General features: G+C 67.5%; 19 protein-coding genes and 1 other RNA gene. 11 read left to right on the top strand and 9 right to left on the bottom strand.

Annotation, left to right across the window (positions count from 1 at the left end):
- Nucleotides 1-6: 6 nt before the first annotated feature.
- Both MFF07_RS20270 and MFF07_RS20275 read right to left on the bottom strand, forming a co-directional pair.
- On the bottom strand, nt 7-381 hold the full coding sequence (locus MFF07_RS20270; protein ID WP_147816354.1) for a DUF4440 domain-containing protein: 375 nt from the start codon (nt 379-381) through the stop codon (nt 7-9).
- A 97-nt stretch (nt 382-478) separates the two neighbouring features.
- Nucleotides 479-1210: a DUF3750 domain-containing protein gene (locus MFF07_RS20275; protein WP_238232774.1), complete on the bottom strand. Its 732-nt coding sequence runs from the start codon at nt 1208-1210 to the stop codon at nt 479-481.
- Between the two features lie 182 nt (nt 1211-1392).
- On the opposite strand from MFF07_RS20275, the gene MFF07_RS20280 reads away from it, so the two are divergent.
- Nucleotides 1393-1737, top strand: a complete 345-nt coding sequence (locus MFF07_RS20280; RefSeq protein WP_147816352.1) for a hypothetical protein — start codon at nt 1393-1395, stop codon at nt 1735-1737.
- A 215-nt stretch (nt 1738-1952) separates the two neighbouring features.
- On the opposite strand, the gene MFF07_RS20285 is transcribed toward MFF07_RS20280, so the two are convergent.
- Complete coding sequence (locus MFF07_RS20285) at nt 1953-2594, bottom strand: SspB family protein (protein WP_147816351.1); 642 nt, start codon at nt 2592-2594, stop codon at nt 1953-1955.
- A 63-nt stretch (nt 2595-2657) separates the two neighbouring features.
- Nucleotides 2658-3043: a transfer-messenger RNA gene (gene ssrA, locus MFF07_RS20290) on the bottom strand.
- Between the two features lie 42 nt (nt 3044-3085).
- Between ssrA and MFF07_RS20295 the strand changes: the two genes are divergently transcribed.
- The 6 genes from MFF07_RS20295 (at nt 3086) to MFF07_RS20320 (ending at nt 9395) form a co-directional block, all read left to right on the top strand.
- Nucleotides 3086-3913, top strand: coding sequence for a CPBP family intramembrane glutamic endopeptidase (locus MFF07_RS20295; RefSeq protein ID WP_238232775.1), 828 nt, complete (start codon nt 3086-3088; stop codon nt 3911-3913).
- 76 nt (nt 3914-3989) lie between these two features.
- Nucleotides 3990-4781 carry a thymidylate synthase gene (locus MFF07_RS20300; RefSeq protein ID WP_147818803.1) on the top strand — a complete coding sequence of 264 codons (792 nt, stop codon included), beginning with the start codon at nt 3990-3992 and terminating at the stop codon, nt 4779-4781.
- A complete protein-coding gene (locus MFF07_RS20305; protein ID WP_147818805.1) occupies nt 4781-5275 on the top strand; it encodes a dihydrofolate reductase in 495 nt (164 codons plus the stop codon). Before MFF07_RS20300 ends, MFF07_RS20305 begins: the two co-directional genes overlap by 1 nt.
- A gap of 277 nt (nt 5276-5552) precedes the next feature.
- Nucleotides 5553-6731: an FtsH protease activity modulator HflK gene (gene hflK / locus MFF07_RS20310; RefSeq protein WP_147818807.1), complete on the top strand. Its 1179-nt coding sequence runs from the start codon at nt 5553-5555 to the stop codon at nt 6729-6731.
- Nucleotides 6728-7639 carry a protease modulator HflC gene (gene hflC, locus MFF07_RS20315; RefSeq protein WP_147818809.1) on the top strand — a complete coding sequence of 304 codons (912 nt, stop codon included), beginning with the start codon at nt 6728-6730 and terminating at the stop codon, nt 7637-7639. The genes hflK and hflC overlap by 4 nt, the downstream gene beginning before the upstream one ends.
- A gap of 190 nt (nt 7640-7829) precedes the next feature.
- Nucleotides 7830-9395, top strand: coding sequence for a DegQ family serine endoprotease (locus MFF07_RS20320; protein WP_147818811.1), 1566 nt, complete (start codon nt 7830-7832; stop codon nt 9393-9395).
- Nucleotides 9396-9474: 79 nt separating this feature from the next.
- On the opposite strand, the gene serB is transcribed toward MFF07_RS20320, so the two are convergent.
- Nucleotides 9475-10371 (bottom strand): phosphoserine phosphatase SerB, encoded by an 897-nt coding sequence (serB, locus tag MFF07_RS20325; RefSeq protein ID WP_147818813.1) that lies wholly within the window; start codon nt 10369-10371, stop codon nt 9475-9477.
- 23 nt (nt 10372-10394) lie between these two features.
- Between serB and miaA the strand changes: the two genes are divergently transcribed.
- The gene (miaA, locus tag MFF07_RS20330) at nt 10395-11351 is read left to right on the top strand and encodes a tRNA (adenosine(37)-N6)-dimethylallyltransferase MiaA (protein WP_238232776.1); all 957 of its coding nucleotides are present in this window, start codon (nt 10395-10397) and stop codon (nt 11349-11351) included.
- On the opposite strand, the gene MFF07_RS20335 is transcribed toward miaA, so the two are convergent.
- Nucleotides 11329-12195 (bottom strand): NAD(P)-dependent oxidoreductase, encoded by an 867-nt coding sequence (locus MFF07_RS20335; RefSeq protein ID WP_147818817.1) that lies wholly within the window; start codon nt 12193-12195, stop codon nt 11329-11331. The two genes, miaA and MFF07_RS20335, sit on opposite strands and share 23 nt — an antisense overlap.
- Nucleotides 12196-12327: 132 nt before the next feature.
- On the opposite strand from MFF07_RS20335, the gene MFF07_RS20340 reads away from it, so the two are divergent.
- Nucleotides 12328-12561 carry an antitoxin gene (locus tag MFF07_RS20340; RefSeq protein WP_147818819.1) on the top strand — a complete coding sequence of 78 codons (234 nt, stop codon included), beginning with the start codon at nt 12328-12330 and terminating at the stop codon, nt 12559-12561.
- A gap of 86 nt (nt 12562-12647) precedes the next feature.
- Here the strand turns inward: MFF07_RS20340 and MFF07_RS20345 are convergent, their stop codons facing one another.
- Together MFF07_RS20345 and moaA are read right to left on the bottom strand one after the other, a co-directional pair.
- Complete coding sequence (locus MFF07_RS20345; RefSeq protein ID WP_147818821.1) at nt 12648-13151, bottom strand: helix-turn-helix transcriptional regulator; 504 nt, start codon at nt 13149-13151, stop codon at nt 12648-12650.
- Between the two features lie 10 nt (nt 13152-13161).
- A complete protein-coding gene (gene moaA / locus MFF07_RS20350; RefSeq protein ID WP_238232777.1) occupies nt 13162-14196 on the bottom strand; it encodes a GTP 3',8-cyclase MoaA in 1035 nt (344 codons plus the stop codon).
- Nucleotides 14197-14330: 134 nt separating this feature from the next.
- Between moaA and MFF07_RS20355 the strand changes: the two genes are divergently transcribed.
- Entirely contained in the window at nt 14331-14759 is a 429-nt protein-coding gene (locus tag MFF07_RS20355; protein WP_147818824.1) for a gamma-butyrobetaine hydroxylase family protein, read from the top strand.
- 152 nt (nt 14760-14911) lie between these two features.
- Nucleotides 14912-15172: a hypothetical protein gene (locus tag MFF07_RS20360; RefSeq protein ID WP_147818826.1), complete on the top strand. Its 261-nt coding sequence runs from the start codon at nt 14912-14914 to the stop codon at nt 15170-15172.
- A 113-nt stretch (nt 15173-15285) separates the two neighbouring features.
- Here MFF07_RS20360 and MFF07_RS20365 read toward each other — a convergent pair whose 3' ends face one another.
- Nucleotides 15286-16014, bottom strand: a complete 729-nt coding sequence (locus MFF07_RS20365) for a TetR/AcrR family transcriptional regulator (RefSeq protein ID WP_147818828.1) — start codon at nt 16012-16014, stop codon at nt 15286-15288.
- Between the last annotated feature and the right edge of the window lie 40 nt (nt 16015-16054).

Genomic DNA, 16054 nt, shown 5'->3' on the forward strand with positions numbered 1-16054 from the left:
CGCTGATCAGCGCTTCTCGACCACGCCGGCGATGGCGGCCGGCAGCGTCTGCTGGTGCTGCACCACGCGCCATTCTTCGTGCGAGAGCCGCCGATAGGTCGACGTACAATACGCTTCGTATCGCTCGTCCTCGCGGGAGGCCTTGGCCTGATAGGCGATGACGATGAGGCCTTCCTGCGGCCGGGCGATCTGCCCCTTCGACAGCTCTGCCTCCGCCCATCGCGGCGTGCCGGCGACCGCCGCGACGGCCTGGGCCCCGCTCATCACGAAGGGCGGATGCGGCAGCACCATCAGGCATTCGTCGTCGATCAGCTTACGGTAATTCTCTTCGTCGCCGGTCCAGAGGCTCTTCTCGAAAGACCAAACCCGTTCGTCGTCCATGGCGTTCTCCTCAGATCCGCGAAGCGAGCAGAGAAGAGCGCGCCGTGGGGTTCGTTCCCGGCATGCGGCGTTGCGGCCGGCGCTGCATGCGTTGGTCTCAAACCCCGATCCGGCCGAGACCCGGCAGCTTGAGGCCCGGCCGTCGGATATCGAGGCCGGCGACGGCGCCGAGAATGTTCACCTCCAGCCCTTCGACCCAACCGAGCGTTAATCCGAGATAGCCGCCGAGATTGATCCGGAAGCCGGTTCCCGACGGGGTCGGGCCGACCCAGCGTCCATCATAGGGAAAATCCTTCCCGATCGCCGTGGCCGGCAGGCTCGCCTGCATCTCGGGCACGGCACTCATCACCGTCGCGATGAAGGTGTTGGAGTTCGGCCCCGGCCACAGGCGGTAATCGCCGATCCCGGCATAGCGGTAGCCGGAGATGGCAGCCCGGATGCGCGGCAGCATGCGTTCGGCCTCGGCACCGTCCGCGGCGAAGACGAGGTCTGGCGCGCTTCCAAACCAGCGGCCATCCGGCACGAAGCGGTCGACCCAGATCGGCATGCCCCAGGCCGTGTAGTCGAAGCGCTGGTAGGCGCGGCCGCCGGCCTCCTTCACGACGATCCAGCTATGGCTGGCGACAATGCCGCGCCAACTCACCGTCCGGGCCGAAAACACCCGCACCACCGCATCGGGATGCCCGCCCGCCGGCGGCAGCAGCCCCGCGCTCGAGCGGTCGGCGGTCCGCCAGTCGACGATGTCGTTCCGGAGATAGTAGAGAGTGGCCGACAGGGCGATCGGCGCCAGGAATACGATAACGAAGGTGAGGAGCGCGATGCGGATCAAGTCGGGTTCCGAAATGGGCGGAGGAGATAGGCCCTCATAGGGCATCGGCCCGAAAAGTGGCTGCCGGCGTTCGGAACAGCCGATGCTCCGGCGCGATTGGCCGGCGGAAGCACGGTGTCTCGTCGTCGCAGGCGCGCTATCGTCTTCGCGCATATCGAGCAAGACGATCGATCGGTCGGGTCATGTCCATCCTCGAAACCCCGGACGGCCGCTACATCGTCGTGCACGGCCGGCTCTGGCGGCGGCAGCGGCCGGACCTGGAGCCGGTGCAGCGCGACCGGCTCGTCCGCGAACTGATGGACGCGCGGCGGGCCGTACGGGCGGCGAAGCGATCGGGTGACGACGAAGCGCTTGCGCGCGCCCGCCGTGCCGTCGACACGGCCAAGCACGGGCTCGGCGAACGCGGGCCGGTCTGGTGGACCGACGGCGCCCCGGACCAGAACCGGCGCATGGCGAAGAACACGAGCTATTCGGACTGGTACGCCGGCCTGCCGGACTCCGAGAAGGGCGAACCCAGCAAGCGGTGATGCGGCCGTTTCGGTCCGGGGCCACCGCCGCCTCACGGGCGGTGCGGTCTCCCATCGACCGAGCGGCCAACGTGCGTCTTTGCTTCGCTGTGCTCGTAAAGACGGGGACGGGCGTCCTCGCCGACACGCGGCGTATGATCCGATCGACCGGAAGCCGTAATAAGACTCGCGACCGAACGGGACGCGCAGCCTGCAACGTCCCGTCGTCCGGCCGCTCAGCTCTTCTTGCGGAACGAATCCAGGCTCACGACCTCGGCGCCGATATCCTTGCCCGCGACCTTCTCGGCCGGAGCATCCTTGCCCGGCTTGTCCGTGTCGTTGGACTTCTCGTCGGCCTTGTTGCCGGCGGCGGGGAGGGCCGGGACGATCTTGGGCGGCCCGGAGATGGCGGCGAGGCCGGCGTTCTTCGGCTTGATCTCCGTCGGCTCGGAGGCCGCGCCGCGCGGGCCGGTCTTCACGAGGGTCGGCGTGGAATCGCTCTCCTCGGAGGTCTCACCCTCTTCCTGAAGATCGAACTTGAGGCCGAACTGCACGGAGGGGTCGAAGAAGCCCGAGAGCGCATCGAACGGCACCAGCAGCCGCTCGGGCACACCCGAGAATGACAGGCCGACCTCGAAGGTATGCTCGGTGACGCCGAGGTCCCAGAACTGGTGCTGCAGGACGATCGTCATCTCCTGCGGGTATTTTTCGCGCAGCCGCTGCGACATGCGGACGCCCGGTGCTTCCGTACGGAACGACACGTAGAAGTGGTGCTCGCCGGAAAGTCCCTCGCGGGCCGCGTCGGTCAGCACCCGCTTCACGACGCCGCGCAACGCGTCCTGCACCATGAGATCGTAGCGGATCAGGTCTTCTGCCATCGGCGCTCGCTCTGCCCGGGATGCGTTCCGGACGTCGGAGGCCGCCGGGGTCGTCAAAATGAAAGTGGAGGTTTCTGTTGCCAGGTACCTCCGAACCCCGCCTATGCAGTGCTACCCGCTAGGACTTGATTTCGGTAACCGGCACCGCTTACGCGGCGACAGCGACCGGAGCAAAGTTGTCATTGGCAACTATTGCAGAGGCCCGATAACGGCGGAACCATGCCGAGCAAAAGTTCACCCTTTACGCCCTCGTCGATCCTATTTCGCCCCCGCCGAAACCCAGGTCTGAGGCCGATCCGGGCCTTGCGGCCATCGGTCCTGGGTCTTGGTGGAGGCGCCGGGTACCGCCCCCGGGTCCGATAGGTTTATTTCGAAGAACGTTTATCGCCATAGCCGGCCTTGCGACCGGCAAAGCGAATATAGAGGGACCGGGGGCGGTTTTGAAGAGCGATCCTCGCCACGGACTGCTCGATGATGCCGCTGTTGCTCCCGTGCACGCCCGTCATGCGGCGCAAGCGGGGCCGGAACGTCCGGCGGAGCCCGCTACGAGCCCGCCCATCGGCCTCGGGCGCTGGCTGCTGCAGGCCGTCCTGTTCGTGGCGATTCCTGTCGTGGTGCTGGCCCTGGCGGGCATCCTGTCGCTCGTCCTGGTGCGCATCGTGGCGGATTACAGGATCGGCCTCGACATCTTCACGCCGACGGCCCTGCGGCCGCGCCTGCCGATCTACGAGGAGGCCCGCCGCGGCGTCGCCGCCGACGTCCTGCGGCAGGTGCTGATCGCCGGCTTCGCCGTCGGCCTCGCCCTCTGGCAGGACGGCGCCGCCTGGCGGCGCAGGCTCGCGCTGACCCGTCCGGCCGAGCCGCGGACCGGCAGTCCGCTCAGGCTGTGGCTGATCATGGCGATCTGGCCCGTCATCCACATCCTCTGGGTGACCGAGACCGCCCGCGCGCTGAACGGCGGCCTCGCCCAGGGCATTCGCATTTCGCCCTTCCTGTCGCCGCTCGCGGTGGTGGGATGGTTCGCCTACGTCGTGGTGCTCGCGCCCATCGCCGAGGAACTGCTGATGCGCGGCGAGGCCTTCGCCCGCGCCGGCCGCATCATGAGGCCCGCCGGCGTCATCGCGTCCACCGCCCTCCTGTTCTCCCTCGCCCACCTCTCGGAATCCGGCGGCATCGCGCGGCCGATCTCGCTGCTGCCGCTGGCCTTTACCCTGGGTTGGCTGCGCTGGCGCACCGGCCGCCTCTGGCCCTGCATGCTGCTGCACGGATGGAGCAACCTGGCCCTCCTCGCCTACCTGCTCTGGCCACGGAGCTACTGACGGCGCACGGCCAAGCCTGTGCGCCATATCCCGCGCCGGGTATCGGTCGGGCTGCCGCCGCCGTATCCTTCCGCGCATGCAGGCCTATCACCAGCTTCTCGACCGCATCCTGACGGAGGGTGTCCGCAAGGACGACCGCACCGGCACCGGCACCCTTTCGGTGTTCGGCCACCAGATGCGCTTCGATCTCGCCAAGGGCTTCCCTCTCGTCACCACGAAGCAGCTGCATCTGCGCTCGATCATCCACGAACTGCTCTGGTTCCTCGCCGGCGACACCAACGTGCGGGCGCTCCAGGCCAGGGGCGTGACGATCTGGGACGAATGGGCGGATGCCAACGGCGATCTCGGCCCGGTCTACGGCAAGCAGTGGCGGAGCTGGGACAAGGAAGGCGGCAGCGTCGACCAGATCGCGCAAGTCGTCGCGGAGATCCGCCGCAACCCGGACTCGCGCCGCCTCATCGTCTCGGCCTGGAACCCGGCCGATCTCGACCGGATGGCGCTGGCGCCCTGTCACTGCCTTTTCCAGTTCTACGTGGCCGAGGGCCGGCTCTCCTGCCAGCTCTACCAGCGCTCCGCCGACGTGTTTCTGGGCGTTCCCTTCAACATCGCGAGCTATGCTCTGCTCACCGCCATGATCGCGCAGGTGACGGGCCTGCAGCCGGGCGATTTCGTCCACACTTTCGGCGACGCGCATCTCTACGTGAACCACCTGGAGCAGGCGCGGACGCAGCGTGCCCGCGAGCCCCGGCCGTTGCCGACCCTGCGCCTCAACCCGGAGATCCGCTCCCTGTTCGACTTCACCTACGAGGACATCGCCATCGAGGGCTATGCGCCGCATCCGGCCATCAAGGCGCCGGTGGCGGTCTGATGGCGTCCCCGACCATCTCCCTCGTCGTGGCGGTCGCCCGCAACGGCGTCATCGGCCGCGACAACGGCCTGATCTGGCACCTGTCGAGCGATCTCAAGCGCTTCAAAGCGCTCACCATGGGAAAGCCGATGCTGATGGGCCGCAAGACCTTCGCGGCGATCGGCCGGCCGCTGCCCGGCCGCCGGAGCATCGTGCTCACCCGCGACCAGGGCTTCGCGGCGGAAGGCGCCGAGGTCGTTCACGATTGGGACGCGGCGCTGGCGGCAACCGGGGCCGACGAACTGATGGTCGTCGGCGGCGGCGAGATCTACGCCCTGGCGCTGCCCCATGCCGACCGCATCCATCTCACCGAAGTCGACACGGCTCCCGAGGGCGACGCGTACCTGCCGGCCTTCGACCGCTCCGCATACCGCGAGACCCTGCGCGAGGCGCACCCGGCCGGCGGGCGGGACGATCACGCCTTCGTCTTCATCGACCTGGAGCGGATCGGCTGAGCCCGGATTCCGAATTCATCCCATCGGCCCGGCGTTTAGGCCGCAGCCGGTGCGCGGCTGCACGCCGCGCCGAAACCGTTGCGGTGGAAGGGGGCGATGCCTACCTCCCGGCCTTGACAGGACCGGGTGCGGCCAATCAGGTGCGCTCGACCGTTCGGTTCGAAAAAGTACGTTTCCGGCAAGGGGATTCCGGCGACCGATCCAGGCGAGGCCGCCGTCCGAAGTGGGACGGTGAGTGTTTTGCGGGTCGAGGCCGGAGCAGGAGTCTACGTCGAGAATGCCTTGGAGCAATCAGAGCGGCGGCGGTAGCGGTGGGGGAGGCGGCCCCTGGGGCGGCCGTCCCGGCGGTGGCAATGGCGGCGGTGGACCCTGGGGCAGCGGAGGCGGCGGCGGTGGCGGCAAGACCCCGCCGGACCTCGAAGACCTGATCCGGCGCGGCCAGGATCGCCTGCGCGGCATCATCCCCGGCGGTGCCGGCAGCGGCTTCGGCGGCGGCAAGGGTATCCTGATCCTGCTCGGCCTGCTGGTCGGAGTTTGGCTGCTCACCGGCTTCTATACGGTGAAGCCCAACGAGGTCGGCATCAACACGATCTTCGGGCGCTATACCGGTCAGAGTGGTGAGGGTCTGCGCTACAACTTCCCCTATCCGGTCGGCGGGGTGGTCAAGCCGAACGTCGGCTTCACGAACTCGATTCAGGTCGGTTTTCGATCTGGGTCAGGTGCCGCGCGCCAGCGCGACCTGCCGGAGGAGAGCCTGATGCTCACCGCGGACGAGAACATCGTCGATCTCGATTTCGAGGTGCAGTGGCGCGTCAACCCGCTCAAGGCCGAGGATTACGTCTTCAACCTCGAGAATCCCGAGAGCACGATCAAAGCGCTATCGGAGAGTGCGATGCGCGAGGTCGTCGGCCGCCGCAACATTCAGGCGATCCTGACCAACGAGCAGTCGAGCATCGCCGCCGAGGTCAAAGACATCGTGCAGAAGGGCCTCGACGAGTACGGCGCGGGTGTGAGCATCGCGGTCGTTCAGTTGACCGGCGTCAACCCGCCGCCGGAAGTCCGGCCGGCCTTCATCGACGTGAACGCCGCGCAGCAGGACGCCCAGCGCGTCCGCAACGAGGCCGAGACCTATGCCAGCCGCGAAGTGCCCCAGGCACGCGGCCGGGCTTCGCAGATCGTGCAGGCGGCGGAAGCCTATCGCGATCAGGCCACCGCCGAGGCGAGCGGTCAGGCCGCACGCTTCACGCAGGTTTACGACGCCTACAAGCTCGCTCCGGAGATCAGCCGCGAGCGTCTGTTCCTGGAGACGATGGAGAAGGTCCTGGGCTCGGTGAACAAGGTCATCCTCGATCAGAACGGCACGGGCGTCGCAGGCGCCAACGCTGCGGGCGTCGTGCCCGTGCTGCCGCTCAACGAGTTCGGTGGACGATCCAGCCAGGGCGGGGCCGCACGATGAACAGCTCAACCCTCCGCACCGGCCTCGTCCTCGCCGCCGGTGTCGTCATCGTCGGGCTCTATGCCTCGGTCTTCACCGTCGGCCAGATGCAGCAGGCGCTGGTGCTTCAGCTCGGCCGTGTCCGCGCCGTGCTGAACCCGCCCGGCGAGACCAAGCCCGGCCTCTACTTCAAGGTGCCGTTCACCGACACGGTGGTGGTGTTCGACAAACGCGTGCTCGATCTCGACCTGCCGGTCCAGACCCTGCTCACCGCCGACCGCCAGAACCTCGAGGTCGACGCCTTCGTGCGCTATCGGATCGTCGATCCGCTGAAGTTCTATCAATCGGTCGGCAACATTCCGCTCGCCAACCAGAGGCTGTCGAGCTTCACCAACTCCTCGCTTCGCAACGTCCTCGCCCGTTCCAGCCGCGACGCCATCGTGCGCACCGACCGCGTCGACCTGATGAACGAGATCCAGGAGGACGTGAACAAGCAGGCCAAGCAACTCGGCGTCGAGATCGTCGACCTGCGCATGACCCGCGTCGATCTGCCGGCCAAGAACTCTCAGGCCGTCTACGACCGGATGACCTCGGAGCGGAAACGCGAAGCTGCCGATATCCGCGCCAACGGCGACCAGGCCGCGGCCACCATCAAGGCCAAGGCCGACAAGGAGGTCACCGTCCTCCTCGCCGACGCCACCAGCAGCTCGGAGAAGCTTCGCGGACAGGGCGAGGCCGAACGGAACCGGATCCTCGCCGAGGCCTTCGGGAAGGACGCCGACTTCTTCGCCTTCTACCGCTCGATGCAGGCCTACGAGCAGAGCATGAAGGGCCAGGACACGCGCCTCGTCATCAACCCGAGTTCGTCCTCGTTCTTCCGCTACTTCGGCGATCCGCAGGGTCGCGCGGCCGGCGCTCCCAAGCCCTGAGGGCCATGACCCAGGAGCCGCTGCCCGGCGGCTCTTGATCGTGCGCGTCGGGCGCCGATCTATAGGCACGCTCCTCGAGCGCGATGCGGTTCAAGGTAACCGCATCGCGCTTTAGGTTATTGATGTCGCATCATGTTTTCGGGAAACCGGACCCAACTTTCCCGCATCAGGCTCTGGAAGGAACCGAACCATGCGTCTCGTCACGAGCGCCATTCCGGGTGTCGATCGTCCGGCCCTCCGTAGCCGGACCCGCTCGGCGCTCGCCGCCGTGATGATCGGCGCCATGGTACCCATGTCGGTCGCCGCCGCCTTCGTGCCGCAGGCCGCCTTCGCCAAGGGGCCGGAATCGCTCGCCGATCTCGCCGATCAGGTGACGGATGCGGTGGTGAACATCTCGGCCTCGACCACGGTCGATTCCTCGTCGCGTGGTGGCCGGGCCGGACCGCAGCTGCCGCCCGGTACGCCGTTCGAGGATCTGTTCGAGGAGTTTTTCAAGAAGCGCGGTCAGCGCGGCGACAACAACAAGGGTGACAACAAGGGCGAAGACGACAGCCCGCGTGGGCAGTCGCGCAAGTCGAACTCGCTCGGATCCGGTTTCATCATCGATGCGTCCGGCCTCGTCATCACCAACAACCACGTCATCGGCGACGCCAACGACATCCAGGTGATCCTGCACGACGGCACGAAGCTGAAGGCCGAGATCGTCGGCAAGGATTCGAAGATCGACCTCGCGATCCTGCGCGTAAAGCCGACCGCGGAACGTCCCCTCAAGGCGGTGCCGTTCGGCGATTCCGACAAGATGCGCCCGGGCGATTGGGTCATGGCCATCGGTAACCCGTTCGGACTCGGCGGCTCGGTCTCGGCCGGCATCGTCTCGGCACGGGGCCGCAACATCGAATCCGGCCCCTACGACAACTACATCCAGACCGACGCGGCCATCAACAAGGGCAACTCCGGCGGTCCGCTGTTCAACATGAACGGCGAGGTCATCGGCATCAACACGGCGATCCTGTCGCCGTCGGGCGGTTCCGTCGGCATCGGCTTCGCCGTGCCCTCGAACACCGCGAGCCCGGTGCTCGACCAGCTGCGCGAGTTCGGCGAAGTCCGCCGCGGCTGGCTCGGCGTGCGCATCCAGAACGTCGACGACGCCACGGCCGAGGCGCTCGGCCTCAAGGGCGGCCCCAAGGGGGCGCTAATCGCGGGCGTCGATGAGAAGGGCCCGGCCAAACCCGCCGGTCTCGAAGTCGGCGACGTGATCACCAAGTTCAACGGCACCGTCGTGAAGTCGTCGAGCGAGCTTCCGCGCATCGTCGCGCAGACGCCCGTCGGCAAGACCGTCGAGGTGATCATCGTCCGCAAGGGTCAGGAACAGACGAAGTCCGTGCTGCTCGGGCGTCTGGAGGACGGCGAAAAGCCGCAACTCGCCAATGCGAAGCAGCCGGAGCCCGAAAGCGCCGCCCGCCAGGCGCTCGGCCTCAACCTGTCCGGCCTGACCGACGAGTTGCGCCGGAAGTTCAGCATCAAGGATACCGTGAAGGGCGTCGTGGTCACCCGCGTCGATCCGAACTCGACCGCTGCCGACAAGCGCATCGTCCCCGGCGAAGTCATCGTCGAGGTCGGCCAGGAGGCCGTCAGCACGCCGGCCGAGGTGACCAAGCGCGTGGAGGCCCTGAAGAAGGAGTCGCGCAAGTCCGTGCTGCTCCTCGTCGCCGGCGCCAGCGGCGACGTCCGCTTCGTGGCGATCGGGCTCGACTGAGCTTTTTGCGCTTTCGTCATTCCGGGTTCTCGCCTTCGGCGAGCCCCGGAATGACAGCTGAGCCGGTTACATCAGAAATTTAGCCGACGAACTCCGCCGCCGAAAAACCCTGCAGGTAGAGCAGCGCCGTCAGGTCGCCGTACTCGATCCTGACATGGGCCGCCGCCGCCACGGCAGGCTTGGCGCGGAAGGCGACGCCGAGGCCGGCCTCGGCGAGCATCGCGAGATCGTTGGCGCCGTCACCCACCGCCATGGTGTCCTCGATCGCCAAGCCAAGCCGCGCGCGCAATTCCAGCAGTGTCGCCCGTTTCGCCTCGGCGCCCACGATCGGCTCGGCGACGGTCCCCGAAAGCTGTCCATCGACGAGATCGAGCCGGTTCGCTCGGGTCTCGTCGAAGCCGAGCGTTTTCGCGATTGGGCCGGTAAACACCGAAAAACCGCCGGAGACGAGGCAGGTGCGGGCGCCGTGCGCCTTCATCGTCGCCAGGAGCGTCCTGCCGCCGGGCATCAGGGTGATCCGCGTGGCGATGAGATCGTCGGCGACGGAGGCCGGCAGGCCTTTCAGCAGGGCGACCCGCTGGCGCAGAGCCGGCTCGAACGCGACCTCGCCGCGCATGGCGCGCTCGGTGATCGCGGCGACCTCTGATTTGATGCCGAGCACGCCTGCGAGCTCGTCGATGCATTCCTGCTCGATCATGGTGGAATCCATGTCGGCGAGGAAAAGCCGCTTGCGCCGATGCGGCCCGGCCGGCAGCACCGCAACGTCGATCGGTTCGCCGGCAAAGGCATCGCGCAGGCGTGCGGTGAGATCCGGTGCCTGTCCGATCGGCGCGTCGACGAGGCATTCGGCCGCCACGCCGTGGTGTAGCAGGCGCGGCGGATGCTCCGTCCCGAGGATAGCGCGCGCGTCGGTCAGCACCGCGCCGGTGATGGCGGGGCGGTCCGGGTTTGCTATCAGCGTGGCGACGAGGGTCATGCCAGGATCACGGAGATAAGCCGTTGTCGCCGGTCACGGACAGGGACGCCGGGCGGCCACAGGCCATCCTCATCGCAGGGCCGACCGCCTCGGGCAAGTCGGCTCTGGCACTCGCCCTGGCGCGCGCCTTCGCGGGCACGATCGTCAACATGGATTCGATGCAGGTCTATGCCGACTTGCGCCGGCTCTCGGCGCGCCCGACACCCGAAGACGAGGCGCAGGCGCCCCACCGTCTCTATGGGACGATCGACGGTGCCGTGAACTTCTCGGTAGGAAATGTTTCACGTGAAACATCGAAAATCCTAGAAGAGATCAGGGCTGAAGGCCGCCTTCCGATCTTTGTCGGCGGGACCGGCCTCTACTTCCGGGCACTGGATGAAGGGCTGTCCGAGATGCCGACGGTGCCGGACGCGGTCCGCGAGGCCGTCCGTGCCCGCGCCGAAGGCCGTGAGACCGAGGCGCTGCATGCCGAACTTGCCGCGCTCGATCCCGCTGGCGCCGAGACGCTACGCCCGTCGGACCGGATGCGCGTGATGCGAGCCATCGAAGTGTTCGAGGCGACCGGCCGGCCGATCGCCGAATTCCAGGGGCGGCGCATCCCCGGGCCGCTTTCGGGACGCCCGTTGCTGAAGTTCTTTATCGACGTCGACCGGGACGAACTGCGCCGGCGCATCGATGCCCGCTTCCTGACGATGATGGAGGAGGGGGCCCTCGACGAAGTCGCGGCGCTCCATGCGCGACGGCTCGACCCCATGCTGCCGGTGATGCGGGCGCACGGTGTGCCGGGTCTGATCGCCCATCTCGACGGTGCGTTGTCTCGCGACGAGGCGATCACACGCGGTCAAGCCGACACCCGGCGCTACGCCAAGCGGCAGTACACGTGGTTCCGCCACCAGATGGGCGACGACTGGATCTGGACCGATCCGGAATCCGCACACCTGATCGCGAAAAAGCGCCTCAGCGCTGCAGCCGGGCGATGAGGCTCGAGGTGTCCCAGCGGCCGCCTCCCATGGCCTCGACGTCCGAATAGAATTGGTCGACGAGCGCCGTCACCGGCAGTTGCGCGCCGTTGCGGCGGCCTTCGGCGAGCAGGATGCCGAGATCCTTGCGCATCCACTCGACCGCGAAGCCGAAATCGAACTTTTCGGCGTTCATGGTCCTGCCGCGGTTCTCCATCTGCCAGGAGCCGGCGGCGCCCTTGGAGATCACGTCGAGCACGGCCTCGATGTCGAGCCCGGCCCGCTTGCCGAAATGGATCGCCTCCGACAGTCCCTGGACGACCCCCGCGATGGCGATCTGGTTGACCATCTTTGTCAGTTGCCCCGAGCCGGACGGACCCATCAGCCGGGAGGCCTTGGCGTAGGACAGGATCGCGGGCTCGACCTCGGCATAGGTCGCCGCATCGCCGCCGCACATCACGGTGAGCGCGCCGCTCTCCGCACCGGCCTGTCCGCCGGAGACCGGGGCGTCGATGAAGCGCAAGCCCGCCGCCTCCGCGGCCGCGGAGAGTTCCCGCGCCACCTCGGCCGAGGAGGTGGTGTGGTCGACGAAGACGGCCCCCTTGGCCATGCCGGCGAATGCGCCATCGTCGCCCAGCACGACGCTGCGCAGATCGTCGTCGTTGCCGACGCAGGCGAACACGATCGTTTTGTCGGTCGCAGCCTCACGCGGCGTCGCGGCTGAGGCTCCGCCATTGGCGTCCACCCAGGCCTCGGCCTTGGCGCGGGTGCGGTTGAAGACGGTGACGTCGTGGCCCTTCCTGGCCAGATGCCCCGCCATCGGCGAGCCCATCACGCCGAGGCCGAGGAATGCGACGTTGGCCATGGGTCGGCTCCGAGTGAATGCAGAATGTGGGTGGGTCTAGGAGTGGGGCGCGAGGTCGTCAAACGGCGCGATGCCATTTGCCGAGACGTCGACAGGGCTTAGGTTGAGGCAGCGGAAAGCGAGGGTTCGGCCATGAAACAGCGCGTCCGCCTCTTCAGAGTCGGCAGGATGCAGGTGGTCCGCATCCCACACTGCATGGAATTGCCGGGCACCCACGCGACGATCACCAGGGACGGCGATCGGCTGATCATCGAGCCCGTCCCCAAGCGGTCGCTTTTCGACGTCCTCGCCAGTCTGCCGTCGTTTGACGAGGAGGATGGGCTCGATCCCGTCGCCGATCTCCCGCTCAAGCCAGTCGAATTCTGACCGGCGATGACGGCACTCGCTCGATTGATGTGCTCGCAAGAACGAGGTGGCTCCGAGGCGATCAGACGAAAACCACATGAGCCCCCTCAGAACCCCTGCTCCATCTCCCCGGCCTTCAACTGCGCCAGCAGGATCTGTCGGCGCTGCGGGTAGCGTTCGCCCGTGTCTTCGAGGGTGACGATGCGATCGAGCCGGAAATGGCGGAAATCGCGCCGGCTCTCGCACCAGGCTCCGATCATCTCGCCAGCCCCGGCGAAGCCGAGTTCGAGGGGCCAGATGATGCGACGGCTCTCCGCCCCCTTGCGATCGACATAACTGAGGGCGAGCTTCGTCTCGGTGTGGATCGCCTTTCGGATCGTGCCGTGATGCGGTCCGTCGCCCTTCCGAGCCCTTGGTGCCGGGCCTGCAGGTGCGGCGGGGAGCTCGGACGCGATCCGGTCGACCATTGTCGCGGCAAGAGTGCCGGCCGCGTCGTCGAACTCCTCGTCCCAGTCTGCCTCACGGGCAAGACGAGAGAGCGCGGCGATGACGACGTCGAGTTCGGCTTCGGTGAAGGTGAGCGTCAGGCCCCGCGGCTCGCGTTCAGCCATCGCCGCCCGCTCAGCCGCCGGTGACGCTCATGTGCCGCGGCGAGGCCGCCGGCCGCGCCCGCTCGATGACGAAGTCGTGGCCCTTGGGCTTGCGGGCGATGGCGTCGATCACCGCCTGCCGCACCGGGCCGTCGTCGCTGGAGGCGCGCAGCGGCGCGCGCAGATCCGCGGAATCCTCCTGGCCGAGGCAGAGGTAGAGCTGGCCGGTACAGGTCAGGCGCACCCGGTTGCAGCCCTCGCAGAAATTATGGGTCAGAGGCGTGATGAAGCCGAGCTGGCCGCCGGTCTCCTCCACCTTCACGTAGCGGGCCGGGCCGCCGGTGCGGTGGGCGAGCGGCGTCAGCGTGAAGTGCTCCGCCAGTCCCTCGCGGGCGACGGAGAGCGGCAGGAACTGGTCGGTTCGGTCGCCTTCGATCTCGCCGAGCGGCATCACCTCGATCAGCGTCATGTCCATATCGAGCCCGTGCGCCCAGCGGATCATGTCGGGGAGCTCGTGTTCGTTGACGCCCTTCAGCGCCACGGCGTTAATCTTGACCTTGATGCCGGCGTTGCGCGCCGCCTCGATCCCGGCGAGCACTACGGAGAGGTCGCCGCGTCGGGTGATCGCCTTGAACTTCTGTGGGTCGAGGGTGTCCAGCGAGACGTTCACGCGCCGGATGCCGAGATCGGCGAGTTCAGGCGCGAAACGGGCAAGTTGCGAACCGTTCGTCGTCAGCGTCAGCTCGTCGAGGGCGCCGCTACCGAGATGGCGCGAGAGCCGGCGAAACAGCTGCATGATGTCACGGCGCACCAACGGCTCGCCGCCGGTGATGCGCAGCTTGCGCACGCCGCGCTCCACGAACACGCCGCAGAGCCGGTCGAGCTCTTCGAGGCTCAGCAGGTCGCGCTTCGGCAGAAACTGCATCTCCTCCGACATGCAGTAGGCGCAGCGGAAATCGCAGCGATCCGTCACCGAGATGCGGAGGTAGGTGATCGCGCGACCGAACGGATCCACGAGCGGCGCCGGGCGCGCGGCCACCGGGCCATCGTCGCGAACACCCCACATGCGCGTCTCGGGACTCGACTCGGAATCGGTTCGGATGGCTTTATCGGCTGACAGATCCAGCATCCGTATCCATATGAGCGCTACGGCCTTTTCGGGCAAGCACGAGGGGCGCATCGCCGCGGCGTGAGGACCACATGAGCGAACGTTGGCCTACCGAGATCCGTCTGCTCGGCGACAAGCGCATCCTGCGGGTGGCGTTCGAAGATGGCGGCCGCTTCGACCTGCCGGCCGAATATCTGCGCGTCTCGAGCCCCTCGGCCGAGGTGCAGGGCCACTCGCCGATGGAGCGCAAGATCATCGGCGGCAAACGCGAAGTGGCGATCCTCGCGGTCGAGCCGATCGGCAATTACGCCGTGAAGCTCGCCTTCGACGACATGCACGACACCGGCATCTTCGGCTGGGGATATCTTTACGATCTCGGCCGCGAGTACCGGAACCGTTGGAAAACCTATCTCGGCGAGTTGGAAGAGCGCGGCCTGACACGAGACCGGGCGGCAAGCGCGTCCGTCGGCGCTCCCAAGACCTCGGGCGGGAGCTGCGGCAGCGGATGCGGTTGCCATTGAGAGGGCCTTGCCGCGAAGCGCGCGGCACTGTTGCAACAGCGAGCGGAAGTCCTAACGCGGCCTAAAGGACGAGCGGCGTCGTTAACCTTTTGTTAACCATTTGCGCCCGAGCTTGACCGTATAAAATACGTAGACGGGAAGGCTCGACGCTCATGACACGGACATCGCTCCTCGCTGCTTTTCTTCTGTGCGCAGGTAGTTCCGCGGCTCTGGCTCAGACCGCCGACGCGCGCACGGCCTGCGAGCCGGACGTCTGGCGGCTCTGTGCCTCCAACATCCCGAATGTCGGGGCGATCACGGCCTGCCTGAAAAGCCAGAAGGCCAATCTCAGCCCCGCCTGCCGGATGGTGATGGATCCGGCCGCCGCCGCGCCCGGCCGCCGTCGCGGCACCCGCTCGGCCCAGGCGCAATAGGGCGGTGCATCGGACCGTTTCCGGGTGATCGGTTCGGTCGTGCGCATTGTCCCTCTCCCCGCTTGCGGGGAGAGGGGATGCGCGCATCCTGAGCGGATCGAACGGAAACGGGATCAAACCGCCGGCGCCGCATCGCCGTCCAGCGGCTTCTCGTCGTCCGCATCGCGTCGGCGCTCGCGCCCGCTGCGGCGCTCCATCAGAGAGCGGCCGATGGCGCGCAACGGCGCGGTGAGGCGACGGGCGTCCTCGGCGCGCTCCATGAAGCGCTCGCCCTGGCGGATCTCCTTGTCGAGGCGCGCCATGGTCCGGGCATGGGCCGGATCGTCGTCGTCGAGCCAGACCTGCACGGTCCGGGCGAAGGCGATCACCGTGCCCTGCAGCTTGAGCCGGCCGAGCGGCCCCTCGGTGTCGATGCCGGCGGCGGCAAGCATGAAGCGGTGCGAGTTTAGAGCGACGCCGTTCAGGGCGAGCATCGAGAGCACGTCGCCACGCATCGCGTAAGAGATGCGCCGCAGCGCGGTCTTATAGGGCGCCATGGCGTCGAGGCGGCGCATCAGTACGTCGAACAGGCGCTCGCGGCTCGGCTCCTCGGCGAGGTCGGAGGAATCGCCCTCGAGCACCTTCGTGTCGATCAGGCGCGACAACCCGCCGAGCACGGCACCCTTCGAGGGAAACATGTCGCGGAATTCGGCGAGGCTGATCCCGGCTTCGCGGGCGATGTCGCCGATCTCGATGTCGTTCCAGGGCTGCTCGGCGGCGAGCCGCATCAGCGCCTCCACCACGGCCTCGCGGGGATTGGGCTTCGCCTTGGCCTTCGGCTTCGGATCGGGTGAGGTTGCCATGATCGCGCTCCGTTCGGGACGTTGCCACCCCATGTAGGGA

Origin of the sequence: Methylobacterium thuringiense, from assembly GCF_022179645.1 — a bacterium.
In the GTDB taxonomy this organism is placed as follows: Bacteria; Pseudomonadota; Alphaproteobacteria; order Rhizobiales; family Beijerinckiaceae; genus Methylobacterium; species Methylobacterium thuringiense.